Below are 23,531 nucleotides of genomic sequence, written 5' to 3' on the forward strand. Positions count from 1 at the left end.
GGACACTCTGGATCGCTTGAGCGCCTCGACCGGGAGGAGCTAGCGGATCGTCTGCACACCGTGGGCGAGGCCATTTGTGGTTGCTGCTCGGAGCAGGACGCCGTGTTCGTTGGTGGTCAGCGCGTAACCCTCCGCGCCGAGACCGACGAGCTTGGCGTCCAGCGCGATGACGATCTGGCCGTGGTCGGCGATCGGCAGCGGCAGTCCCGTGGCGGGCCTGAGGAGGGCGCGGAGCAGTCTGGCCGCCTGCTCCGCGCCGGGCGTGACGCGGACGCTCGTGCCGCAGTCGAACGTGAAGCCCTTGCCGCGGCGGACGATCCTGGTCGGGTGCGGGACGATCACCCCTTCACCGCCCCTCCGACGATCCCGGTGGTCACCCGGCCCTGCAGCCCGAGGAAGATCAGCAGCACCGGCACCATGAACAGCGTCGAGGCGGCCATCGTGGCGCCCCAGTCGGTGCCGAAGGTGTTGTTGAACGACGAGAGCCAGACCGGCAGCGTGCGGTCGTCCTGGTCCTTGATGATCAGCACGTTGGCGAAGGCGAACTCGTTCCACGCGGTGATGAAGCCGAACAACGAGGTCGCCAGCAGTCCCGGTGCCAGCAGCGGGAAGACCACCTTGCGGAACGCCTGACCGCGCGAGCAGCCGTCGACCTGGGCGGCTTCTTCGAGGTCGACCGGGATCGCCGCGAGGAACCCGCGCAGCGTCACGATCGTGAACGGCAGCGTGATCATGAAGTAGACCAGGGTGAGCATCCAGAGGGTGTCGAGCATGCCGGTGTCCCTGGCGATCACGTAGATCGGGATGAGCAGCGCTTCCCACGGGGTCATCTGCGCGACGAACACCATGAGGACGAACGCCCTGCGCCCCTTCCACCGCAGCCGTGCCACCGCGTACGCGGCCAGGAGGGCGACCAGCAGCGCGAGCAGCACCGCCCCACCCGCGACCAGGAGACTGTTGCGCCAGAAGGAGAAGAAGCCCTTGGCCGCGACCGCCGTGCCGAAGTGGTCGAACGTGATGCTCGCCGGGAGGAACGTCGGTGTGGCGCTCTGGATGTCCCGCGTCGGTTTGAACGCGGTGAGGACCATCCAGTAGACCGGGAAGACCGAGATGACGAAGACCAGGAGCGCTGCGGTGTTCTTGGCGATTCTCATGCCTCCCGCTCCTGCCGGTAGAGCTGGCGGAAGTAGGCCAGCAGCGCGAGCACGAGCAGCACGACCATGAGCATCGAGACGGCCGCGCCCAGGTCGTAGCGCTGCAACGACTGCGCGACCTGGAACGCGTAGACAGGCAATGTCGTCGTGGCCCGGCCCGGACCGCCCTGACTGATCACCCAGATCTGCACGAACGCCTTCACCACCCAGATCACCTCCAGGCACGTGATCAAGCCGAACATCGCTCTGAGCATCGGGAAGGTGATGGTGGAGAACACCCGCCACCCGCCGGCGCCGTCGATCCGCGCGGCCTCGTACAGCTCCTGCGGCACGGTGATCATCGCCGCGTACAGCGACAGCGCGGCGAACGGGATCGACTGCCAGACGATCAGCGTCACCAGGATGCCGAACGTGGCCTCGCCGTCCGCGAACCACGTGTAGTCGCGGTACTCCTCGAAGCCGAGCGAGACGAGTGCCCAGTTCACGACGCCGAGCCGTGACTGGAAGAGCCACTGGAACACGGTGGTCGCGGCGATGATCGGCGTGGCCCAGGTGAGCACCAGGCCGCCCATCACGAGCAGCCTGAGCCACCTGGTGAGCCGGACGAGCAGCAGTGCGACCACAGTGGACAGTCCCATGATCAGCACGACGTTGATCGCGGTGAACCACAGCGTTCTCCTGACCACGCCCCAGAACTCCGGATCCGCGACCACGTGCGCGTAGTTCGCGAGCCCGACGAACTTCGCGTCGCCGCGCACGAGCTGCGGCAGCCCGAACTCCTGCAGCGAGATGATCACGTTGCGGACCAACGGGTACAGCAGCAGGTAAGCGGTGGCCAGCAGCGTCGGCGCGATCAGCAGATACGGCAGGACCGGTCGCCTGCGCCGTCTCGGGGTGGCCGGTGTGGAGGTCCGCGCCGGCCGTTCCGCGAGGAGCGTCATTTGCCCGAGTTGAGGGCTTGGGTGATCGCTTCGTCGGCCTTGGCGGCGGCGGTTTTCGGATCCGCGCCGGTCAGGACCGCTGTCTGGAACTCCTTGATCGGGTTGCGCGCCTCGACGGCGGCCCAGTTCGGTGAGTTCGGGGTGGCGTGCCCGTTGGCCGCGCCGACCGCCATGGCCGCGGTGCCGGGATCGCCGGTGATCTGCTTGGCCAGCGCCTTGCGGTTCGGCACGTAGTTCATCGCCCTGGCCAGCTCGACCTGCCACTTCTCACCGGCGAGCCCCTTCACGACCTCGTACGCGCCGTCCTGGCGCTTCGAGCTCAGCGGGACGATCAGGTCGGAGCCGCCGGTGAACACCGCTCCCGGCTGGTCCGCGGTCTTGCCGGGAATCGGGAAGAACCCGATCTTGCCCTCCAGCGCCGGGTTGGCCTTGGTGACGAGCTTGGCCGCACCGGGCACCGCGATGAACTGGGCGACCTTGCCGCCCGCCACGACATCGGTCTGCTGCGGCTTGGCCTCGTCGGCGTCCTTGGGACCGTCGCCCAGCGCCTGGAGCTGTTTGTAGAAGTCCATGCCCGCCAACGCTTCCGGCGTGTTGAGTGAGCCCTTCCAGGCGGGATCCTGTTCGGCCAGGTCGCCGCCCTCGTCCCAGATGAAGCCCGAGAGCGTGTACCAGTTCTGGCCGGGCAGGTAGATGCCCTGCTGGTCGCCCTGGTCGAGCTTCCGCGTGGCGGCGAGCCACTCCTCGCGGGTCTTCGGCGGGGTGACTCCAGCGGCTTCGAACAGGTCCTTGCGGTAGATCACGACCCGGTTGGCCGCGTAGAACGGGATGCCGAACTGCTTTCCGTCCACCGCACCGGGTTGCGCGAGGCCGGGAATCCAGTCGTCGCCCTGGAGCTCCGACTTCTTGCCGGACAGGTCCGTGACGCCCTTGCTGGCCACGTACTGGGCGACCTGGGTGTTGCCGACCTCGATCACGTCCGGCGGATCGGTGCTGGCCAGCGCACTGGTCACCTTCTGCGTGATGCCGTTCCACTCCTGAATCTGGATCAACAGGTCGAGGTTCGAGTGCTCACGTTCGAACTCGGTCTCGAACTTCGACACGAAGTCGTCGGTGGCCGTGTCCTTCATGAGCCACACGGTGATCTCCTGCTTCTCACCTCCTCCTGCTTGAGCACCGCAGGCGGACAACGTGAGCGCCAGGACGAGCAGAGCGGCGGAGCGCGACACGACTCACCTCTCACCGGGGATGTGACCAATTGGTCAGGTCTGCTGAGGTGAGGTAGAAAGTGGCATAGACCACTTCGCTCGTCAATACCCAGCTCGGAGATGTGAGAGCGCTCCCGATCTTGGATCGACTGGTTACTTACCAGTGGTATGCGATACTGACCGCCGACGAAGCGGAGAGGCATGGCCGAAGCGATCCTGAAGCGTGAGCGGGTCCGCGACTACCTGCTCGAACTCATCGAGACCCACCCGGCGGGCGCCCCGATCCCCGCCGAACGCGTGCTGTGCCAGCAACTCTCGGTGTCCCGCCCCACCGTGCGCTCAGCCGTCGAGGAACTGGTCAACACCGGCCTGCTCGTCCGCCAGCACGGCCGCGGCACGTTCGTGGCACGCGCCAAGATCACCCAGGAAATGGTGTCCGGCCCGGGTTCCATGTCCCTGCCCCAGGCCGGCGGCACCTGGGAGTCGCGCGTGCTCGAACACGCCCGCATCCAAGCCGGCGCCCGCGTGGGCCGCCGCCTGCGCCTCTCCCCCGCCGCCGAGATCCACTACATCGCCCGCCTGCGCCTGGTCGACGGCGAACCGATGGCGCTGGAGTACCTGCACGTGCCCGCCGCCGTCGCGCCCGGACTGACCTTGCACGACATGGAGTCCGGCGACTTCTACGAACGGCTGCGCGAGCACGGCGTGCACGTCCGCGACGCGATCCAGTCGATCGAGCCGACCGTCACCAACGAGTCCGAGGCCGCGCTGCTCTCGGTCCCGGTGCTGGCGCCCGCGTTGCTGTTCGAGCGCCTCACGACCGACTCCGAAGGGCGCCAGGTGGAGTACGTGCACTCGATCTACCGGGGTGACCGCTACCGGATCGTCTCCCGGCTGACGCTGGGAGACTCGCCGCGCAGCACCGTGGACGTGCAGGCCAGGGTGGGCAACCAGGACCCGTTCTAGAGTTTGCGGAGGTCGACCGCCTCCGCCATCGCCTTGTACCCGGCGTCGTTCGGGTGCAGGTGGTCCCCGGAGTCGAAGGCGGGCCGCAGGACTCCGGGATCGGCAGGGTCGCGCAGCGCGGCGTCGAAGTCCACCACCGCGTCGAAGATCCCGGCGGACCTGATGTACCTGTTGACCTCCAGCCGGATCTCCTCACGCTCGGGCGTGTAGGTCCGCCAGCCCTTCCACGGCGCGATCGTGCCGGCCACCACCCGCACCCCGGCGACGTGGCTGCGTTCGACGACCTGCTGCAGTCCCATGATCAGCTGAGCCGCGGGCACCGTGGCCTGGATGTCGTTGATGCCCTCCATCAGCACGATCGTCCGCACTCCCGCCCTGGTCAGCGCATCGCGATCGAGCCGCGCCAGTGCGTTCTGCCCGGCGGTGGCGCTGGTTCCCTGACTGGCCAGGCGATTCGCGCTGATGCCCGCGTTCAGCACCCCGAACCGCAGCGGTGCCGGACGCTCGGCGAGCCGGTCGAACAGCTGGTCCGGCCAGCGCAGGTTGGCGCCACGGGTCGACCAGGCGCCGTCCGTGATCGAGTCGCCGAACGCCACCACGGAACCGCGGGCCTGCGAGGACCTCACTTCGACCCCGCTGACGTAGTGGAACGACGTGCTGCCGACGGCGAACGGCGTACCTGTCTCGTCGGCGGCGTGATCACCCGTCGCGAAGTACGTCTCGCGATAAGCCTGCGGGTGGTAGGTCGCGGGGCCGGACTCAGCCGGCGTGTAGACGGTGACGGCGAGATCCCCGTCCGCCGGCACGGTCAGCGAAACGGTATCGCTCACGACCTCCGCACCCACCGGGATCGTCACCGCGGGCAGCCCGCCGAAGGTCACCTCGCGGAGGGTGCCGGGCACAACCTCAGCGCTGCCAACGGACTGCGCCACCGTCACGTGCCCCATCACCACAGGGGCGGTGCCGAAGGCGTTCGACAGCCGCACCCGCGCGGACTTACCGCCGATCGAAGTGTGGACGACGTTGCGGATCGTCTTGTTCGGATGGCCGAGATCGGTGCCCGCCTGGGCCGACGCGGGCGCGGCCTGCCACGTGCCGATCCACTCCGGAGCGTGCCGTTGGACCTCGGGCGCCGAAGAGCCACTGACCACCAGCGCGAGCACCGTGCTCGCCAGCGCGACTTTCGCGGACATGCCACCACCCCTGAAAGGCCGTGGCGGCGGCTCAGGTCACGGTAGCCGATCAGAAGAACCGGGTGGACTGGCCGTCGATGAAGCTTTGGGCCCGTTCCAGGGTGTGCGAGGCGTAGGTGCCGCTGGAGCGCGCGTCCAGCAGAGCGTTCTGCTGGGCCTCCGTCATCATTCGCTGCAGCTCACGACGTTGATGCAGGGTGCTGTCCGGGTCCTGCTCCACGAACATCTTCTCCACGCCCTCGCTCATCGCGAGCGTGCGTTCACGCGTCTGTTCGAGCAACTCGGAGTCGAAGGACTGCCCGTTCTCCCGGCACAGGTCCGGGTTGCCCAGGAAGCTGTGGGTCGCGGTCATCAGCTCGCCCGCCAGCCGCGCGTACTCGCGGCGTTCGTGGTCGTCGTCGTTGCCGCGGATGCCGAGCCACCGGATCACCAACGGCAACGAACCGCCCTGCACGACCAGAGTGACGATCGCGACCGTGAAGGCGATCAGGATCAGCTCGGGGCGGTGCTTCAGGTCAGTGGGCAACGTCTGCGCGGCCGCGAGCGTCACGACACCGCGCATGCCCGACCACGCCAGCACCGCACCGCCGCGCCAGCTCAAGCCTTCGTTCGCGTAGAACTGCACGTCGGCCTGTTTGCGTTGGATCGCGCGAACTCCGCGGTCGTAGCGCTTCTCGTCGCCGGGACGCGGGCCTCGCGCGGTGAAGCGGTCCAGAAAGGACTCGATCTTGTCAGCGAACGCGTCGGCGCGGCGTTGCTGCCGGCGCAGCAACGCGATCAGCGGGATCACGAAGACCCCGCGCAGCACGATCAGCGCGAGCGTCACCAGCAGGCCGATCACCAGCGTCTGCGCCAGTCCTTCCCGCGCGACGTCGGCGACCACCGAGGTGAGCTCGAAGCCCATCAGCAGGAACACGCCGTTCTCCAGCAGCAACTGGATCGTGCGCCAGTTCGTGCGCTCGGAGATGCGGTCGTGCGCGGCGAACTTCCTGGCGCTCAGGTGGCCGGTGATCAGACCGGCCACCACGACCGCGATCACGCCGGACGCGTCCAACTCCTCGGCAGGGATGAACGCGAGGAACGGCACGACGTAGGAGATCGCGGTGGTGAGCACCGGCTGCCCGTGAATCCGAGAGCGCGCCCACACCGAGCCGAGGCCGACGACCGCCCCGATCACCACGCCCACCGACACCGCGAACGCGAAGTCGGCCACGGCCCCGCCGAACGACACGCTGGCCGTGATCGCGACGATCGCCGTGCGCAACAACACGAGCGCCGTCGCGTCGTTGACCAGCCCCTCACCCTCGAGAATCGTGACGAGCCGGGGTGGCAGGCCGAGCTTCTTGCCGATGGACGTGGCGGCAACGGCGTCGGGCGGGCTGATCACCGCACCGAGCGCCAGCGCCGCCGCGAACCCGATGTCCGGCAGCAGCCACCAGATCAGCAGCCCGGTCCCGAACGCCGACACCGCCACCAGCACGACCGACAGCGAGCCGATCGTCGCGAAGTTGCGCCGGAAGTCCACGACCGGCACGTTCACCGCCGCCGAGTACAGGATCGGCGGCAGCACGACCGTGAGGATCACCTGCGGTTCCACGAACACGTGCGGCGCGCCGGGCAGCTGGCTGCAGCCCATGCCGACGAGCACCAGCAACACCGGCGCCGCCACCCCGAGCTTCGGGGCGAGGTACGACACCGCGACGATGATCAGCACGCCCGCGACGGCGAGCAACGCCAGCTCCTGCATGGAGCGGATCTTGCCTGATCACGGCAGCACGTGCAGACCCGCCCGGTCGGTGCTCAGGCACAGTGAACAGATCGTGCCGCCGGTGGCACTCGCCGTCACGTCCGGTCGCTCGTACTCCTGTCCGCACACCACACAGCCGTACAGCGTGCCGCTCGGGTTCCCGTCCTCGTCGAGCACCGGCTCGGCGATGCCGTCGTCGTTGCGGCGCAGGTAGAAGCGCCCCTTCGTGAGCACCGCCAGCAGTGGCGTCAACACAACCGGGATCCCGACGGCGACGAGTGGCGAGTACGGCTGGATCGCCGCGCCGAAGAGTCCGAAGTAGACGGAAATGGAGAAGAAGGACGATGCCAGGAACGACCCGACCCCGACGGGGTTGACCGCGTAGAGCATGCCGCGCCGGAACTCCGGCTGCTTCGGCGACAGCTTCAGCACGTACTTGTTGATCGCGATGTCCGTGGCGACCGTGACGACCCAGGCCATCGCGCAGTTGGAGTAGAAGCTCAGCAGCTTGTTGAGGAAGCTGAACATGTCCGCTTCCATCAGCACCAGCGCGATCGCGAGGTTGACCAGCACGAACACCAGCCGCCCCGGATACCGCTTGGTGACGCGGGTGAACGAGTTCGTCCAGGCCAGCGAGCCGGAGTAGGCGTTGGTGACGTTGATCTTCACCTGGCTCAGCACGACCAGCACCAGCGCGAGCGGCACCACCAGCCACGCCGGCATGAACTGCTTGAACACGCCCGTGAACTGCTCGATCGGCTCCACCGCGGCCACCGCGCCGACCGCGTCGAGCACGTAGACGGCCATGAACACACCGATCGTCTGCTTCAACGCCCCGAACACGACCCAGCCGGGCCCGGCGAGGATCGTCGCGGTCCACCACGCCCTTCGGTTCTCGTTCGTCCGCGGCGGCATGAACCGCAGGTAGTCGATCTGCTCGCCGATCTGTCCCATCAACGACAGGCACACGCCCGCGCCGAGCATGACCGCCGCGGTGTTCACGCCGGTGTCCCCGTGGGCCAGGAAGCGGCTCACCGAGTCCGGCTCCTGGGCGATCAGGACGACCAGCGGTGCCACCATCAGCAGCAGCCACAACGGGTTCGTCCAGCTCTGCAGCTTCGCCAGCACCCTCATCCCGTAGATCACCAGCGGGATGATCACCAGCGTCGAGGTGAGATACCCCAGCCACAACGGCAGCCCGAGCGCGTAGCGCAGGCCCTGCGCCATGATCGAGCCTTCGAGCGCGAAGAAGATGAACGTGAAGCTCGCGAAGATGACGCTGGTGATGACAGAGCCGTAGTAGCCGAACCCGGACCCGCGGGTGATCAGGTCGAGGTCGATGTTGTACCGCGCGGCGTAGTAGGCCAGCGGAAACCCGGTCACGAAGATGACGACGGCCGCGAACAGGATCGCCAGCAACGCGTTCCCGGTCCCGTGCGTGAGCCCGATCCCGGCGCCGATGGAGAAGTCAGCCATGTACGCGATCCCGCCGAGTGCCGACGCCCCGACCACCGCGGGCGTCCAGCGCCGGTACGTGCGCGGCGCGAACCGCAGGGTGTAGTCCTCCAGCGTCTCCTTGGACGCTTCGAGCGCCGGCGCTCGCACCTCGTCGTCAACGGTCATGGGCCGTGACGCTAGGAAGCCGGTGTTTCCGTCGACCCGTGCGTCTGTGACGGACGTGTGACGTAGTGTCAGCGCCCGTGGATGACCTTGTGGAATTCATGAAGGAACGCAGGCGCGCCGACGAGGCGGCAGCGGCGGCTTGGGCGGCGCGTTCCGCGACCATCTCGGCCTGGGCGGGCAAGGTCGCGACCCTGCTGACCCGCCACCAGATTCCTGCCGAGCAGACCCTCTACGACCGCGTCGGCGAGCAGAAGGTGCGGATCGCGTCCGGCTGGCTCGTGCTGACCACCCGGACGCAGAGCGCAGGACATCCCGGCGTGCTCAAGGACGCCGGGATCCTGCTGACCCCGAGTGGCGAGCTCTGGCAGTACGACAACGAATGGCCGATGTCCGCCCGTCTCACGCCGGCCGTCCCCGCCTTCCGCACCGCCGAGGGTGCCGTGCTCAAAGCCCGCTGCGACTGGATTCTCGACAACGTCATCGAGGCGTTCGCGGATGCGTTGGAACGCAACGGAATCGACGTCAGCGAGCTCGAAGAGCTCTAGCGCTGGTTCAGCTTCCAGATCCGGATGGTCTTGTCGCCGCAGCCCGCCGCGATCCGCTCCCCCTTGGGGTCGAACGCCACGGTCTCGATCGTCCCACCGGCGCCGATCACGGTCGCCCGGATCCGCTTCGTCGCCACGTCCCACAGCTGGATGAAGTTGCCCTGGCCCCAGGCGGCGATCGTCTTGCCGTCCGGGTGGAACCGCGCGTGGGTGATGGTGATGTGCAGGTCGTCGTCGGGACGGTCGAAGACGGCCTTGCTCTTCACCGTCGCCACGTCCCAGAGCTGCATGGCGTTCGTGCCGTCCGCGTCGACCACCGCGAGGGTCTTGCCGTCCGGCGAGAACGACACGCCGCTGCCGGTCGAGTCGTTGATGGTGCTGACGGTCTTGCCGGTCGCCGGGTCGGACAGGCGGATCTCCTGGTACTTGGTGCCGCCGTTGGCCAGCAGCTTGCCGTCCGGGCTGAAGGTGAGGTCGTGGCCGCCGTCGGCGTCGGGCAGGCCGATCTTCACCGCGCGTGTCGCCACGTCCCACACCTTGATGCTCCCGGTGTGGGTCAGCCCGGCCACGGTCTTGCCGTCCGGGGAGAACACCAGCGAGTTCATGATCGACCTGCTCTGGTCCAGCGGGCCGATCTGCGTGCGGTCGGCGAGGTTCCAAAGGTACGTGGTCGCGTCGCCGGTGCGGTTGCCGCCCACCGCGAGGATCTTGCCGTCGGGGCTGATCGCCACCGCGTCCGCCGAGGCGCCGCCGGGGCCGTCCGGGTTCGTGACCGTGCCGACGGGCTTGCCCGTCGCGGCGTCCCAGATGGTGGCCACGGCGCCGTCGTCGTCGAGGTGGCCGTCGCAGCTGGCGAGCAGTTTGCCGTCCGGGCTCCACGCGATCGACCGGACGGCGTCCTTGGAGCCGGTGAGCTGGACGTGCTCGGTGAGCTGCTCCACCTGTCCCGGTTTCGCGTCGGACGGGGTCGTCGTCTGCTCGGAGCCGCCCTCCTTGTTCGAGAGCTTCTGGTCGCCGGTGGTCGGCAGCTCGGCCGCGTCACCGTTGTTGTCCTTCTGGCTCAGCCACCACGCGGTGCCGCCACCGAGCAACGCCACCGCGCCGACCCCGGCGAGCAGCAGCGTGCGTCTGTTCGGCCCGGTCTTCGCCGCGGCGACCACGGGCAGCACGACCGGCGCGCCCGCCAGCAACGCCTGCGCCTGGTCGACGGACGCGCGCTCGGCCGGGTTCTTGCGCAGCAGTCCGCCCAGCAACGACGACATCCGCCCGGCGCGCACCGGAGGCGGCGGCTCCTGGGTCAGCAGCATCGACAGCGTCGTCATGAAGTCCGTGCCCTGGTACGGCGGCCGGCCCTCCACCGCCGCGTAGAGGGTCGCGCCGAGCGACCACATGTCGGTCGCGGGCGTGATCGGCGCGCCGGTGCCCTGCTCCGGCGCCATGTAGGCGGGCGTGCCGACGATCGATCCGTCGGTCGTGAGCGGCACGTCGCCGGTGAGCCGCGCGATGCCGAAATCCGTGATCACGACCCGGTCGCCGGACAGCAACACGTTGGCGGGCTTGAGATCCCGGTGCACGATCCCGGCCTGGTGCGCCGCCCGCAACGCGCTCAGCATCGCGTTCGCGATGTAGGAGACCTGGTCGACGGGCAGCGCGCCGCGGGCCTTGATGGCGTCGGCCAGTGAACCGCCGCGCACGAACTCCATCACGATCATGGGCGTGCCGTTGTACTCGACGACGTCGTGCACGGTGACGATGCCGGGGTGGTTCAGCTGCCCCGCGAGCTGCGCCTCACGCATGGCGCGCTGGCACAGCAACGCCCGCTGCTGCTCGTCCAGACCGGCCGGCAGCAGCAGCTCCTTGATGGCCACCTCACGGCCGATGACCTCGTCCCGGCCGAGCCACACCCGGCCCATGCCGCCGGTGCCGATCACCTGAACGAGCCGGTAGCGCTGCGCCACCAGACTTCCCGTCGCATCTGTCACGGCGCGCAGCGTAGATGAGAACACGCTCACGTTCGCGGGGATCCCTCAAGTTCGCGAAGTACCGGAACTGTTGGCGCCCAAGCAACATTGTGCGTGTTCAATCGGTCGAGAATGGACAGTTCCCTAGCGGACTCGCGCGACCTCGATGCCGACCTCACCGAACATCCGCAGTTTCCGCAACCGCGTCGGCTCGACGGTGAACCCGGCCGCGGCGATCCGCTTCGCCACCGCGTCCCCCACGTTGTCGTGCAGGTGCTCCTGCATCTGCCCGCTCGCACCGCGTTTGTGGCCGAGATGGGAGTGGTCGTGCACCGCCGCGTCGGCCAGCACCAGCACGCCGTCCGGCCGCAGCACCCGCCGCACCTCCGCCAGCATCTCGTCCTTCGACCGCGTGTCCAGGTGGTGCAACATCAAGCTGGAGAACACCACGTCGAACGAGTCGTCCTCGAACGCCAGCTCCTGCGCGAACCCGCGGTCCAGCTGTGCGGTGAACCCCGCCCGCCGGAGCTTGCCCTCGGCACGCGCCAGCATCTTCAGGTCGGGATCAACGCCGGTCAGCGAAACGTTTCGATGCCGCTTTCCGGTCGCCCGCAACAGGTTCCCGGTGCCGCAGCCGACGTCCAGCACCCGCTGACCGTCCCGCAGCCCGGCCAGCGCGACCATCTCGTCGTGCACGCGCGCGAGCCCCGACACCCGGTGCAGCACGTCGTAGAACGGCAGCAGGTAGTGCTTGCCCATACCGGGCAGGTAGTCCCGCTCCTGGGACGATGTTTCGGCCATGAACCCATTGTGACTGTCCTTGCAGCAACGTTTCTGTGTCGATCCGTGGTTTGACTGGGATGATTTGACGGTGCGCACGCGACGAACGGCCATGAGGGATGACGAGCCCGCGACCTACACGTGGCAGCCCGCGCCCGGCGAGCTGCCGGTGGCGGTCATGCGGCTCGGGCACGATCCCATCGCGGACGGCTCCCACGAGGCCCACTCGCACGACTTCCCCGGCATCGCCTTCTTCTCGGCGGACGGCGGCATCGTGCGCACCGGCAAGCACATCCGGCACGTCGAGGCGGGCGACCTGTTCGTGATAGCGCCGGGCGACGTCATGGGCCAGGCCCATTCCGACGACCTGATGGGCTCGCAGGGCTGGGGCGTGTTCTTCACGGCCGACGCGCTCGGCCCGGAGACCCCCGGCGCACACCTGGCATGGCGCACCCACCCGTTGCTGTTCCCGTTCGTCCACGGCGGCGCGACGAGTGCGTTGCGGCTCAAGGTGCCCGAACCGTTTCGACAGGAGTGGACCGCCCGCATCGAAACGCTTCACCAGGAGCTGACGCATCGCCAGGAGGGCTACCGGGAGGCGGTGTCAGCGCACCTGGTCCTGCTGCTCGTCGGGGTGTCCCGGCTGGCCGCGGACGTCGTCGGCGACCTGCGCGAGAACGCCGAACCACTGCTGGCCGAGGTGTTCGACGTGATCGAGCGCCGGTACCCGGAACCGTTGTCGCTGCGGGAGGTCGCGGCCGCTGTCCGCATCTCTCCCGGCCATCTCACGTCGACCGTGCGGCGCAGGACCGGGCGGACGGTGCAGGAGTGGATCACCGAGCGCCGGATGGTGCAGGCGCGGCGGCTGCTGGCCGTCACGGAACTGCCGGTCGGCGACATCGGGCGGCAGGTCGGGTTCCCGGATGCCGGGTACTTCGCCAGGACGTTCGGCAAGGTGCACAACATGAGCCCGACCCGGTGGCGCCGGGTGAACGGGGGCTGAACACCTGCGGACAGGCTGACGAGCCGTGGGCGATTCGTCGGATTCCCCCCTCGCCGTCGTGGCACTGTCGTGCCATGACCGGCGGGGAATCTTCCACCTTGAGTGACAACAGAAAAGACTTCGGACAGCGGTTCCACGCGCTGATGGAAGTTGTGGTGAGGTGGCTGCCGTTCGGCTTGTCGCGGGTCGTCGCGCCGAGCTTCCTGGGCTTCGTGATCATCAACGGGTGCACGTTCGGCATCGACCTGGTGCTGCTCATGATGTTCCGCAGCGGCCTGGGCCTGCCGGTGCCGATCGCGTTCACCCTGGCGTACGTGCTCGCGTTCGGGCTCAGCTTCGTCCTGAACCGCGCGCTGAACTTCCGCTCGCACGCCCCGGTCGGCCCGCAGGCGGGCCTCTACGCGGTCGCGATCCTGCTCAACTACCTGGCGTTCATCCTGGGTGTCGGCAGCGCGCTGACCGCGCTCGGCCTGCAGTACGTGCTCTCGCGCGTCGTCGCCGGCGCCTGCGAGGCCGCGTTCATGTACAGCGTCATGCGCTGGATCATCTTCCGCGACACCAAGGGCCAGTGAGCGCGGTCTACTGCAGGTACCCCTCGACCTCGCCCACCGGGCGCGGGGGAACCTCGTCCGCCGGCAAGCCCTGCGACCGGGCCGCGCGACGCCGGCGCAGCAGGTCCCAGCACTGGTCGAGAGCTTCTTCCAGGGCACGCAGCCGGTCGTGTTCCTCGGCGGTCGAGATCTCGCCGGCCACCACGCGTTCGCGCAGCCGGTGCTCCTCATCGACCAGCTCGTTGATGCGGCCCAGCACGTTCTCGTCAGTCATCTACGCCTGTCCCGTCTCGAAGCGGCTCACCTTCCCGGACTCTACGACGAATCTCCAGTAGGTGCGCATCTCGCCCCAGGTGTCGTTGCGGTACCGGATGATGAGGGACTTTCCGCCGTCGGAGGACGATTCGACCACCATGTGGCCGTTGTCGTCGAAGATCTCCTTGGCGGTCCACGCGCGGAGGTCGCGGTCCGTGCCGTCGTCGGACATCGTGGCGTCCGGCGTGAGCAGGTTGAAGAGGGCGGTCCTGTCGCCCGCGTTCACGGCGGCGATGAACGCTTCAACGGTCGGATCGGTCGTCATGGCGTCCAGTCTTGTCGCAAAAGGATGCAGACCGCATGTGGAACGTTCACTCAGTGCACGGCCACCAGATAGATGCCGTACCCGACCAATGCCGCACACGCCGCGAAACTCACCGCGGGTACGACCCGATGACCACGATCCGCCACCGCCAACCCCGCCGAGAACAACGTCACGATGCCCACTCCGAGCACCAGCGAGACGGCGAACACCTCGCCCAGCCCTGACCAGTTGATGTGCACAGCAGGCCTCCTCAGACGTTGTGCGCGCCGACGGGATTGCGGCGGGACAGGATCCAGGCCGCGGCACCGACCACAGCGCCGATCACGGCCACCACGAGCACGCCGAGGGTCCCCGTGGAAGCGGTCTCACCGGCCAGCGCACCGACCAGCGCCGCGGCGGGCAGGGTGAGCGCCCAGGCGACGACCATCCGCCCGGCGACGGTCCACCGCACGTCGGCCAGCCGCTTGCCGACCCCGGACCCGACCACTCCGCCCGCGCACACGTGCGTGGTCGACAGCGCGAACCCCAGCTGCGAGGACGTGAGGATCACGGCGGCGGCGCTGGTCTCGGCCGCGAATCCCTGAGCGGGCTCGACGTCGGTGATCCGGCGCCCCATCGTGTGGATGATCCGCCAGCCGCCCAGCCACGTGCCCAGCGCGATCGCCGTACCCGCCGAGAGGATCACCCACAGCGGCGGCGAAGCACCGGCGGGCAACGTACCGGCTGTGATCAGGGTCAGCGTGATGACACCCATCGTCTTCTGGGCGTCGTTGGTGCCGTGCGCGAGCGATACGAGCGAGGCCGACGCGATCTGCCCGTACCGATACCCACGAGTCGCAGTGCGCGCGCCACGCGTGAGCCGGTACGCGATGAAGGTGCCGATAGCCGCGACCAGCCCGGCGATCAACGGCGAGGCGACGGCGGGCACCAGCACCTTCTCGACCACCGCGGTGAACCGGACGGCGTCGGCACCGGCAGCCACCCAGGTCGCGCCGATCAGCCCGCCGAACAGGGCGTGCGACGAACTGGACGGGAGCCCCAGCAGCCACGTCGCGAGGTTCCACACCACCGCCCCGACCAGCCCGCCGAACACCACCGCCGGCCCGATCCGCGTCTCGTCGACCAGCCCGTTCGAGATGGTCTGCGCGACCTCGATCGACAGGAACGCGCCGACCAGGTTCAGCACCGCGGACACCGCGACCGCGACCCGTGGCGGCAGCGCGCCGGTCGCGATCGAGGTGGCCATCGCGTTCGCGGTGTCGTGGAAGCCGTTGGTGAAGTCGAACACCAACGCGGTCACCACGACGACGACAACCAGTACGTCCATGCCGGACGAGTTGCCCCGCCAGATGAACCAGGACGAACGCCGAGGTTAAGGAACGGCGGCCAAAGACAGGCTGTTGCCGTCGGGGTCCAGCACCTCGACGTGCTGGACGCCGTTGGAGTAGGTCTCGACCGGGCCGTGCGCCACGCCGTGCGACGCGAACCTCGCCAACGCCGAGGACAACTCCGCCCCGCTCACCCCGAACGTGACCATGGACCCGCCGACGCGCGCGGCCCTCACGTCGCGCGCGTCGATCACGAGACAGGCGTTCTCCCCCACCCGCCACAGGTGTTCCTCGCCGATGACCTCGTCGGCCGTGCGCCCGAAGAACACCTCGCGGTACCACGCCAGCGACCTGGCGAGGTCACTCACACACATCACGCTGTACAGGTCCATGTGAGGTGGACCGGGTCAGCGACCGGAACTCATCGGACTCAGCTGCTCCGAGGCAGCATCACAGTGGACGGCGGTACCGCGCGGCCGGTCCAGACCCCCAGGCCGGACCGGCTGCGCATCAGCGAATTCAGCACCCCGGAAGCGTCGCCCCGGGGCCCTCAGCGGGAAAGACCTTCGGACGACCCCGGACAGATCCGGACAGCCGGACAGGACCTCAGCCCTCCCAGCCGGAGCACTTCTCCTCGCCGGGACCGAAGCACAGGCGCAGGCGCAGGTAGTCGACACGCAGGTCCGCCGGAGACGTCCACCGGACGGCGTTGGTGACGTTGCGGCCCGACACGGTCCCGATGTCCTCGGTGCGCGAGTAGTCCAGCGTCTTGCCGTACAGCACCCACAGGTGGACGTCGAGGCCGTCGTCCGCGAGGTCCCGGACGTAGGTTCCGTCGCCCAGCGACACGCTGTACTCCACGAACTTGCCCACGGCCTTCGCATCACCGATGCCGCCCCAGTCGGTGTACATCGTGAAGGCGCTGCCCTTCACCGAGCCGGGGTCGTAGACCGGCCCCGGGTCTGCCGCAGCAGCCGGCGCCACGAGCGCCCCCAGAACCAGAGCAACAGCAGTCGCGACAGTCTTCATGATCAGCCCATCCACTTGCCGCAGTTGTCCTCACCAGAACCGGCGCACAGCCGCATCATGATGAAGTCGACGTGCTCCCCGACCGGCGAGGACCACTCGACGGCCTGGCTGACGTTCGGCCCGGAGGCGGTCGCGATCCGCTCCGTGTGCGCCGGCTGCCTGTCTTTGCCGTACTGGACCCACAGGCTGACATCCAGGCCGTCGTCCGCGAGGTCCTTCACGTAGGACCTCCCGAGGCCGAGCGTCACGCTGTACTCGACGAAGTAACCGGCGACGTACGCGTCGGCGCCGGGCTTCTCCGGCCTCATCGAGAACTTGCTCGGCACCGACGCGCCGGGATCGTAAACAGGTTCGGTACCGGCCTCGGCGAGCGGCGCGACCAGCGTCCCCAGCACCAGCGCAGCAGCCGCCGCAACAGTCAGCTTCTTCATGTTTGCCCCCTTTGACCACGGATCTATCAAGCCCCGCGGCCTTTCACAAGCTGTTCGGACGATCCCGGACGCCCCGGTACCCCGAGCTCGCCAGCACCTCGGCCGCCCGCAGTCGTGCCTCCTCGGCCGCGTCCAGGTCACCGGCGGCCTCATGCGCCCTGGTCAGAGCCACGAGCGCGAGGCCGGCGAGGATGCTCTGACCGGTGGCGGACGCGCGTTCGTGCGCTTCTGCCGCGTCGATCACCGCCGCATCGGCCTCCCCGGCGGCGAGGTCCAGCCACGCGAGCTCGACCAGCGCGTCCGCCACGCCCGGCCCGTACCCGATCGCGACCGCCATCCGCCACGCCCGGCGCAGGTCGTCGCGGCGGCCGCGGACCGACGCGACGGTGATCAACGCGTCGATCTCCACCCGGCCGGAGCCCTTGGCGAGCGACAACGCCTGCTCCGCACACCGCAGCGCGTCGGCGGCCCGCCCGGCGTCGCGGTGCACGCGGGCGAGGTCGTCCAGCGCGGCCGCCTCGCTGACCCGGTCCTCGTGGTCGTGGTTGAGCTGCCGCGCGCGCTCCAGGAAGTGCGCGGCCTGCCCGAGTTCACCGAGGTACCGGTGCACGACGCCGAGCGCGCCCAACGAGTTCGCGGCGGATCGGGTCTCGCCGATCTCCTCGCGCAACTCGACGGCCAGCTCCAGGTCGGCCGCCGCCTCGACCAACCGGCCGAGCCGCATCTCGGTGAGCCCGAGGTTGCCGAGCGAACGCGCGCGCCGGGCCGTGTCCCCGGTCTCTGTGTAGTAGGCGAGCTCGCGGCGGAAGCAGTCCGCCGCCTCCTCCAGCTGCCCCAGCTCCGCGTGGACACCGCCGAGGTTGCCGAGCGTGCTGAACTCGCGGAACCTGTCCCCCGCCGCCCGGCTGAACTCGACCGCGTGCTCGAAGTGCGTGGCGGCGGCACGGTGGTCGCCCGCTCCCCAGTGCGCGGTGCCGAGCGACAGGTGCATCGCGGCGGACGCACTCGGATCACCGTCGGCGGCGGCCAGGCCCACGCGTGCGACGGCCAGCCATTCCGCGGTGTGGCGGCGCAGCCAGTAGCAGCCGCGCAACGCGTCGGTGAGCAGCCACGCCATCGGCGCGCCAGCCTGTTCGATCATCGACACCAGCGTCGCGCGCTCGGCGTCGAACCACTGCAGGGCCTCGGTGGCGCCGGCGAACGTCTGCTGTGGACTCACGGACGCGAGCACCGAGAAGTCCGGACGCACCGCGCGCGCCGCGGCAACGGCCATTTCCAGGTACTGCGAATGGAGCCGGTCGATCGACCCGGCGGTGGTTTCTTCTGCTGCGTAACGCTCACGGGCATAAAGGCGGAGCAGATCATGCAGTCCATAGCGACCGGCCGCCTTGACCTCGACCAGATGCGCGGCCACCAGCGTGCGCAGCGCCGAGTCGGCCTCCGGGCGGTCGAGCAGCGCCGCGGCGGCCCGCGCGGGCAGGTCCGGGCCCGGCGCCACACCCATGCGGCGGAACAACATCCGCGCCACCGGATCGAGCGCCGCGTAGGAGTGGTCGAACGTCGTGCGCACCGCCGCGTCCGAGTCGCCCTCGATCTCCAGCGCGGTCAGCCGGTCGCCCGCGGTCAGCTCTGCCATCAGCTCCGCGATCGTCTGATGTGGACGATCGGCGAGGTTCGCGGCCGTGATCCGCAGCGCCAGCGGCAGATAACCGCACAGCCGGACCAGCTCGTCGACCGCGTCCTCCTCGCGCAGCACCCGTTCCGGCCCCAGCACGCTGATCACGACGGCCGGGGCTTCCTCTGGCGTGAGCACGCCGAGCTCCAGCCGGTGCGCGCCGTCCCGCGCCACCAGCCCGGCCAGGCGGTCCCGGCTCGTCACCACGGTCATGCAGCCCGGCCCACCCGGCACGAGCGGACGGACGTGTGCGGCGCTCGGCGCGTTGTCCACCATCACCAGCACGCGCTTGTCCGACGTCAACGACCGGTACATGCCGATCATCGCGTCCTGCTGCAACGGGATGTCCTCACCCGGCACGCCGAACGCCCGGATCGCGAGCGCCAGAGCCTGGTCCGGGGTGACCGGCGGCCCGGCCGAGTAGCCGCGCAGGTCCAGGTAGACCTGTCCGTCCGGGAACCTCGCCGCCACCTGGTGCGCCCACTGCACGGCCAGCGCCGTCTTGCCCACGCCCGGAATCCCGCACACCACCGCGAGCCTGCTGCCGCCCTCCAGCAGCGCCGTCAGCTCCTTGAACGCCTTGGCGCGCCCGGTGAAGCCCGGCACCACCGCGGGCAGCTGACGCGGCACGACGGCCGAGGCGCGGGACGGTTCCGACTGGACCCGGCGCCACGCGGTGATCCACGGCCCGGCTTCGTCGTCCGGCACGCTGAACGCCCGCAACAGCCCGCGGTATACCTCCAGCGCCGGAACGGTCTTCCTGCGTGGGCTCAACGCGTCGGCGAGCGTGCTGCGGGCGAGCCCGGACAGCTTCTCCATGGTCCGCAACGACGGGTTTCCCGCCCAGACCTTGAGCGCGCGCAGCTGAGCGATCAGCTCATCGATCGCGTGCGCGTCGTCGGGTCTCGGGGCGGACATGGGCTGAAGCCTAATGATCGGCCCCGAGAAGCGGGTGTCCGGCAGGCGGGCGGGTTCCTTCGGTTGGCGGACGAAATGGTCCGACCAATTGTTTACACTCGTGAACCGGGCCGCCGATCCCGCTCGCGAACACCTCTGTGTTCGCCGCCTCCGCCTGCCAGGAGGAGCAATGAAGGCACGGAATCGGCTCGCTCTCGCGAGTCTCACCGCCACCACCGCTCTGGCCGCCGCACTTCTCGTGCCCGCGATGACCGCCAGCGCCCACGGCACGATGTCCGACCCGGCCAGCCGCGTCTACACGTGCAAGCAGGAGAACCCGGAGAACCCCAAGTCCGACGCGTGCAAGGCGGCCGTCGCGGCCGGTGGCACGCAGGCGTTCTACGACTGGAACGAGGTGTCGCTGCTCGACGCGGGCGGCCGGCACCGCGAGCTCATCCCGGACGGCAAGCTGTGCAGCGCGGGCCGCGACAAGTTCCGCGGCCTCGACCTGCAACGCGCCGACTGGCCGGCCAAACGCGTCTCCGCCGGGCCGCTCACGGTGACCTACCACGCCACGGCACCGCACTCGAACAGCAACTTCGAGTTCTACATCACCCGGCAGGGCTGGAGCCCGACGCAGCCGCTGCGGTGGTCCGACCTGGTGCTCCTGCAGACCTTCAACAACCAGAACCCGACGACGTTCACCAACTGGACGCTGAACATCCCGCAACGCACCGGCCGCCACCTCATCTACTCGATCTGGCAACGGGTCGTGGGCAGCGCCGAGGCGTTCTACACGTGCTCGGACGTCGACTTCGGTGGTGGAACCAACCCGCCCCCGACCACGACCAACCCGACGCCGCCGCCCACCACCACGACCACTGCCCCGCCTCCGAGCGGGACGTGGGCCGCGGGCACGACGTACGCGATCGGCAACCGCGTGACCTACAACGGCGTCGGCTACGAGTGCCAGCTCGCGCACACCGCCATCGCCGGGTGGGAACCGCCGAACACGCCGGCCCTGTGGAAACGTCTCTGATGCGGACCTTGTTGCTGCTGCTCGCCCTCGTGGTGTCCGGTTGTGCTGTCGAGCAACCGGGCACCACGTTGCACGGCGATCCGCTGGACGTGATGTTCCTGCAGATGATGATCCCGCACCACGAGCAGGGCGTCACTATGGTGGCACTGGCGAAGGACCGCGCCGCGTCCGAGGACCTGAGGATGCTCGCGGCCGCCATCGAGTCCACTCAGGCCGGTGAGATCGGCACGATGAAGGAGTGGTTGAGCTCCTGGCACGAGCCGTTGACAGCTCCGGTGGACTCGCACGCGGGCCACGGCGGCATGCGGCGCACCAAACCCGAGGAGGTCGCGCGGCTGCAGTCGTTGCACGGCAAGGAGTTCGACCAGCGGCTGCTCAACGTCATGATCGCGCACCAGGACGACGCCCTGCAGCTGGCGCGCTGGGAGTCCGGCAGCGGTGCGCACAAGGAGGTGAAGGACCTCGCGGATCGCATCGAGAAGTCGCGGGCCGCGCAGATCGACATGATGAAGAGGTTCCTCGGCCAGGCCTAGCGGGGTACCCCGGTCTGGACAGAGGAGGCCGAGATGCAACCAGTCCCGTTCGTCCCGTGGGTGTGGCGGGATCCGTCCTGGGCCGACGAGGAACCCGGTCCGGACGAGGCCGAGCTCGCCCGGCGCCCCGACACCGGCCTGATCGGCTACGAGGTCGAGGCGACCGACGGCAGCATCGGCAAGGTGGACGACGACAACGCCAAGGTGCCGAACGACTGCCTGATGATCTCCACCGGGCCGTGGATCTTCGGGCGCACCGTGGTCCTGCCCGTAGGCGTGGTGCAACGGGTGGACCACGGCGAGCGCAAGGTCTACGTGGACCGCACCAAGGACCAGATCAAGAACGCGCCCGAGTACGACCCGGACAACCACGAGGACTACCGGCGGCGCACCGGTGAGTACTACAGCGAGAGCTACCGCATGATGCCGCCGATGCTCTAGGAGCAGCCGGGATGAAGAACGACAAGGCGCTGCGCAAGCAGGAGAACGCCGAGCGCGCGGTCGCGGCGCGGTCCGGGCTCGGCGTCCTCGCCGGGATCGCCGTGATCTGGGTCGTGCTGCGCTGGATCAGGCACGGTTAGGCGTCTTCACGAGCAGCGACTTCTCGCGGTTGTGCTGCCACTCCACGAGAAGCGCGCTCGCGTCGTCCTGCAACCGTCCGTGCTGGTGGTCGAGCACGGTCCGCATGAGGCGCCGCAACGTCTCGGGCGCCGGACAGCCGTCGGCCTCGCGGCGGATGATGAAGTCCGCGAACCGACGCAGGCCGAACTGGCGCCCGTGGCTGTCGCGGGCCTCGACGATGCCGTCGGTGTAGAAGAGCAGCCGGTCACCGGGTTCTAGGTGTTCGTGGCACAGCACCGGTGACGCGGGCAGCCGGAAGCCCATCGGCGGCGATGGACGGCACTGGAGCTGCCGCAGCCAGCGGCCCTGGCGGATCACCAGCGGCGGCGGGTGCCCGCGGTTCACCCAGGTGAGCACGCCGGTGCGGAAGTCGAGCTCGGCCAGCACACCGGTGGCGAACCGCTGCCCGCCGAACTGCTCGCCGATCACCTCGTCCACCGCGATGCTGATGTCGACCAGGTTCGCGCCGCGCCGGCGGTGGCTGCGGGACGTTCCGGTCGCCAGCGCGACCGTCAGGCCCGCGGACTGGTCGTGTCCCATCGCGTCGAAGATCGACAGGTGCACGACCTGTCCCTCGATCGCGTAGTCGATCGCGTCGCCACCGATGTCGTAGGCGGGCTCCAGCACGGCGGTCAGCACGAGGTTGTCCGTGGCGAAGGTGAGCGGCGGCATCAACGGCCACACCACCTCCGCGGCGACGGCCATCGGCTTGGCCCTCACGAGCCGCTGGTAGGTGTCGCTGTGCGGGCGTTTGCTCACCAGCATCAGCGCGACCAGCGACGCCAGCGCCCGCACGTGGTCCACGGTGGACTCCGAACGGTCCGCCGCGGCCACGCCCAGCACGCCGAGGCGTTCCGTGCCGTCGAGCAACGGGACCCAGAAGTGCTGCGTGCCGTTGCGCGCGGTCGCGATCAGCGTGAAGTCGCGGAACGCCCTGCCCGCCATGCTCGCGTCCACCGGGAAGGAGTGCTTCTCCGCGGGATGCAGCGCGACCAGCGTCTCCTCGCGCAGGTCCGCGAGCATGATCAGGATCTCCGACAGCCCGACGGCGGCCGCACGCTTCCCGACGAGCTCGGGCAACCGCTCCAGGGTGGCGAGGTGGCTGTCCTCGAGCAGGGTCGCGAGCATCTCGTACGCGCGATCCTCCGCGCGGTCGTCAGCGAGGTCGTCCGTCGGCGTTCCTCCTCAGATCCTTTGCGGACCGATCACGCCAGGCCGGACACCTCCGACGACGTGAACTCCGGCAGGAACGACCGCACTCCCAGCACGTTCATCAGCTCCAGCACCTGCAGCGGCCGCAGCACGGCGGGAGTGTTCGCGACGACCACCAGCGCGCTGCCCCTGCGCAGGCAGAGGTCCTGGTGATCGAGCAGCAAGGAGATGCCGCACGCGCCGAGGAAGGTCACCTCGGTCAGGTCGACCACCACGGGTGCGGGCGGATTCACGGACTCCACGGCCTCGGTCAGACAGCCGGACAACTCGTCTGCCGTCACGCGGTCCAGCTCGCCGGCAACGTGCACGACTACTGCGGCGCCCACGCTCTCTCTGCTGGTGCGGAAAGGAACATCATCGGGGGTGAGCATGCAGCAACCTCTCAAAGGACGGTACGACCGTCTCGCGGGCTGCCTGCTCAACCCCGTCTGACCGTAGCGCAGTCCGGGAGCAGAAGAACAGCGCGAGCGCCGACCAGCGCGTGGCGGACGAGCTGGAGTTCCAGGCCCGCTTC

Annotated in this window: 27 protein-coding genes; 8 read left to right on the forward strand and 19 right to left on the reverse strand. The window is 69.0% G+C overall.

Going from position 1 to position 23,531, the window contains the following annotated elements; translation table 11 throughout:
* Window positions 1-39: 39 nt before the first annotated feature.
* The 4 genes from ABZX92_RS03830 to ABZX92_RS03845 are packed head-to-tail and all read right to left on the reverse strand — an operon-like array spanning window position 40 to window position 3,324.
* Window positions 40-342 (reverse strand): glycoside hydrolase family 20 zincin-like fold domain-containing protein, encoded by a 303-nt coding sequence (locus ABZX92_RS03830; protein ID WP_355553571.1) that lies wholly within the window; start codon window positions 340-342, stop codon window positions 40-42.
* On the reverse strand, window positions 339-1,154 hold the full coding sequence (locus ABZX92_RS03835) for a carbohydrate ABC transporter permease (protein WP_355553574.1): 816 nt from the start codon (window positions 1,152-1,154) through the stop codon (window positions 339-341). Before ABZX92_RS03835 ends, ABZX92_RS03830 begins: the two co-directional genes overlap by 4 nt.
* Window positions 1,151-2,095 (reverse strand): sugar ABC transporter permease, encoded by a 945-nt coding sequence (locus ABZX92_RS03840; RefSeq protein WP_355553577.1) that lies wholly within the window; start codon window positions 2,093-2,095, stop codon window positions 1,151-1,153. Before ABZX92_RS03840 ends, ABZX92_RS03835 begins: the two co-directional genes overlap by 4 nt.
* Window positions 2,092-3,324, reverse strand: a complete 1,233-nt coding sequence (locus ABZX92_RS03845) for an extracellular solute-binding protein (RefSeq protein ID WP_355553580.1) — start codon at window positions 3,322-3,324, stop codon at window positions 2,092-2,094. The genes ABZX92_RS03840 and ABZX92_RS03845 overlap by 4 nt, the downstream gene beginning before the upstream one ends.
* A gap of 180 nt (window positions 3,325-3,504) precedes the next feature.
* Between ABZX92_RS03845 and ABZX92_RS03850 the strand changes: the two genes are divergently transcribed.
* The gene (locus ABZX92_RS03850) at window positions 3,505-4,269 is read left to right on the forward strand and encodes a GntR family transcriptional regulator (protein WP_355553583.1); all 765 of its coding nucleotides are present in this window, start codon (window positions 3,505-3,507) and stop codon (window positions 4,267-4,269) included.
* On the opposite strand, the gene ABZX92_RS03855 is transcribed toward ABZX92_RS03850, so the two are convergent.
* The 3 genes from ABZX92_RS03855 to ABZX92_RS03865 are packed head-to-tail and all read right to left on the reverse strand — an operon-like array spanning window position 4,266 to window position 8,832.
* Window positions 4,266-5,462: an SGNH/GDSL hydrolase family protein gene (locus ABZX92_RS03855; RefSeq protein WP_355553586.1), complete on the reverse strand. Its 1,197-nt coding sequence runs from the start codon at window positions 5,460-5,462 to the stop codon at window positions 4,266-4,268. The two genes, ABZX92_RS03850 and ABZX92_RS03855, sit on opposite strands and share 4 nt — an antisense overlap.
* Before the next feature lie 49 nt (window positions 5,463-5,511).
* Complete coding sequence (locus ABZX92_RS03860) at window positions 5,512-7,209, reverse strand: sodium:proton antiporter (protein ID WP_355553588.1); 1,698 nt, start codon at window positions 7,207-7,209, stop codon at window positions 5,512-5,514.
* 18 nt (window positions 7,210-7,227) lie between these two features.
* Window positions 7,228-8,832 carry an allantoin permease gene (locus tag ABZX92_RS03865; RefSeq protein WP_355553591.1) on the reverse strand — a complete coding sequence of 535 codons (1,605 nt, stop codon included), beginning with the start codon at window positions 8,830-8,832 and terminating at the stop codon, window positions 7,228-7,230.
* A 77-nt stretch (window positions 8,833-8,909) separates the two neighbouring features.
* Here ABZX92_RS03865 and ABZX92_RS03870 point away from each other — a divergent pair, with 77 nt between their 5' ends.
* A complete protein-coding gene (locus ABZX92_RS03870) occupies window positions 8,910-9,377 on the forward strand; it encodes a hypothetical protein (RefSeq protein WP_355553594.1) in 468 nt (155 codons plus the stop codon).
* Here ABZX92_RS03870 and ABZX92_RS03875 read toward each other — a convergent pair.
* Both ABZX92_RS03875 and ABZX92_RS03880 read right to left on the reverse strand, forming a co-directional pair.
* Complete coding sequence (locus tag ABZX92_RS03875; RefSeq protein ID WP_355553597.1) at window positions 9,374-11,359, reverse strand: protein kinase; 1,986 nt, start codon at window positions 11,357-11,359, stop codon at window positions 9,374-9,376. The two genes, ABZX92_RS03870 and ABZX92_RS03875, sit on opposite strands and share 4 nt — an antisense overlap.
* Before the next feature lie 123 nt (window positions 11,360-11,482).
* Entirely contained in the window at window positions 11,483-12,139 is a 657-nt protein-coding gene (locus ABZX92_RS03880; protein WP_355553600.1) for a methyltransferase domain-containing protein, read from the reverse strand.
* A gap of 91 nt (window positions 12,140-12,230) precedes the next feature.
* Here ABZX92_RS03880 and ABZX92_RS03885 point away from each other — a divergent pair, with 91 nt between their 5' ends.
* The gene (locus ABZX92_RS03885) at window positions 12,231-13,121 is read left to right on the forward strand and encodes an AraC family transcriptional regulator (RefSeq protein ID WP_355553603.1); all 891 of its coding nucleotides are present in this window, start codon (window positions 12,231-12,233) and stop codon (window positions 13,119-13,121) included.
* A gap of 98 nt (window positions 13,122-13,219) precedes the next feature.
* Complete coding sequence (locus ABZX92_RS03890; RefSeq protein ID WP_355553606.1) at window positions 13,220-13,693, forward strand: GtrA family protein; 474 nt, start codon at window positions 13,220-13,222, stop codon at window positions 13,691-13,693.
* A gap of 7 nt (window positions 13,694-13,700) precedes the next feature.
* Here the strand turns inward: ABZX92_RS03890 and ABZX92_RS03895 are convergent, their stop codons facing one another.
* The 8 genes from ABZX92_RS03895 to ABZX92_RS03930 all read right to left on the reverse strand — a co-directional run bounded on the left by ABZX92_RS03895 (window position 13,701) and on the right by ABZX92_RS03930 (window position 19,633).
* On the reverse strand, window positions 13,701-13,946 hold the full coding sequence (locus ABZX92_RS03895) for a DUF2630 family protein (RefSeq protein ID WP_355553609.1): 246 nt from the start codon (window positions 13,944-13,946) through the stop codon (window positions 13,701-13,703).
* Window positions 13,947-14,252, reverse strand: coding sequence for a nuclear transport factor 2 family protein (locus ABZX92_RS03900; RefSeq protein WP_355553612.1), 306 nt, complete (start codon window positions 14,250-14,252; stop codon window positions 13,947-13,949). It abuts the gene before it with no gap.
* A 50-nt stretch (window positions 14,253-14,302) separates the two neighbouring features.
* Window positions 14,303-14,491, reverse strand: a complete 189-nt coding sequence (locus tag ABZX92_RS03905) for a hypothetical protein (RefSeq protein WP_355553615.1) — start codon at window positions 14,489-14,491, stop codon at window positions 14,303-14,305.
* A gap of 11 nt (window positions 14,492-14,502) precedes the next feature.
* Complete coding sequence (locus ABZX92_RS03910; protein ID WP_355553617.1) at window positions 14,503-15,579, reverse strand: inorganic phosphate transporter; 1,077 nt, start codon at window positions 15,577-15,579, stop codon at window positions 14,503-14,505.
* A 45-nt stretch (window positions 15,580-15,624) separates the two neighbouring features.
* Complete coding sequence (locus ABZX92_RS03915; RefSeq protein ID WP_355553658.1) at window positions 15,625-15,954, reverse strand: VOC family protein; 330 nt, start codon at window positions 15,952-15,954, stop codon at window positions 15,625-15,627.
* A gap of 232 nt (window positions 15,955-16,186) precedes the next feature.
* Window positions 16,187-16,609: a hypothetical protein gene (locus ABZX92_RS03920; protein WP_355553620.1), complete on the reverse strand. Its 423-nt coding sequence runs from the start codon at window positions 16,607-16,609 to the stop codon at window positions 16,187-16,189.
* A 2-nt stretch (window positions 16,610-16,611) separates the two neighbouring features.
* Window positions 16,612-17,040 (reverse strand): hypothetical protein, encoded by a 429-nt coding sequence (locus ABZX92_RS03925; protein WP_355553623.1) that lies wholly within the window; start codon window positions 17,038-17,040, stop codon window positions 16,612-16,614.
* 43 nt (window positions 17,041-17,083) lie between these two features.
* Window positions 17,084-19,633, reverse strand: a complete 2,550-nt coding sequence (locus tag ABZX92_RS03930; RefSeq protein ID WP_355553626.1) for a tetratricopeptide repeat protein — start codon at window positions 19,631-19,633, stop codon at window positions 17,084-17,086.
* Between the two features lie 169 nt (window positions 19,634-19,802).
* On the opposite strand from ABZX92_RS03930, the gene ABZX92_RS03935 reads away from it, so the two are divergent.
* The 4 genes from ABZX92_RS03935 to ABZX92_RS03950 are packed head-to-tail and all read left to right on the forward strand — an operon-like array spanning window position 19,803 to window position 21,765.
* Complete coding sequence (locus ABZX92_RS03935) at window positions 19,803-20,651, forward strand: lytic polysaccharide monooxygenase (RefSeq protein WP_355553629.1); 849 nt, start codon at window positions 19,803-19,805, stop codon at window positions 20,649-20,651.
* Entirely contained in the window at window positions 20,651-21,184 is a 534-nt protein-coding gene (locus ABZX92_RS03940) for a DUF305 domain-containing protein (RefSeq protein WP_355553632.1), read from the forward strand. The genes ABZX92_RS03935 and ABZX92_RS03940 overlap by 1 nt, the downstream gene beginning before the upstream one ends.
* A gap of 33 nt (window positions 21,185-21,217) precedes the next feature.
* Window positions 21,218-21,625, forward strand: a complete 408-nt coding sequence (locus ABZX92_RS03945) for a PRC-barrel domain containing protein (protein ID WP_355553635.1) — start codon at window positions 21,218-21,220, stop codon at window positions 21,623-21,625.
* 11 nt (window positions 21,626-21,636) lie between these two features.
* On the forward strand, window positions 21,637-21,765 hold the full coding sequence (locus ABZX92_RS03950; protein WP_355553638.1) for a hypothetical protein: 129 nt from the start codon (window positions 21,637-21,639) through the stop codon (window positions 21,763-21,765).
* On the opposite strand, the gene ABZX92_RS03955 is transcribed toward ABZX92_RS03950, so the two are convergent.
* Both ABZX92_RS03955 and ABZX92_RS03960 read right to left on the reverse strand, forming a co-directional pair.
* On the reverse strand, window positions 21,752-22,933 hold the full coding sequence (locus ABZX92_RS03955; RefSeq protein WP_355553641.1) for a PP2C family protein-serine/threonine phosphatase: 1,182 nt from the start codon (window positions 22,931-22,933) through the stop codon (window positions 21,752-21,754). The genes ABZX92_RS03950 and ABZX92_RS03955 overlap by 14 nt on opposite strands.
* 77 nt (window positions 22,934-23,010) lie before the next feature.
* On the reverse strand, window positions 23,011-23,343 hold the full coding sequence (locus ABZX92_RS03960; protein WP_355553644.1) for an STAS domain-containing protein: 333 nt from the start codon (window positions 23,341-23,343) through the stop codon (window positions 23,011-23,013).
* Window positions 23,344-23,531: the final 188 nt, after the last annotated feature.

The organism is Lentzea sp. NPDC006480, from assembly GCF_040611995.1.
Classification (GTDB): domain Bacteria; phylum Actinomycetota; class Actinomycetes; order Mycobacteriales; family Pseudonocardiaceae; genus Lentzea.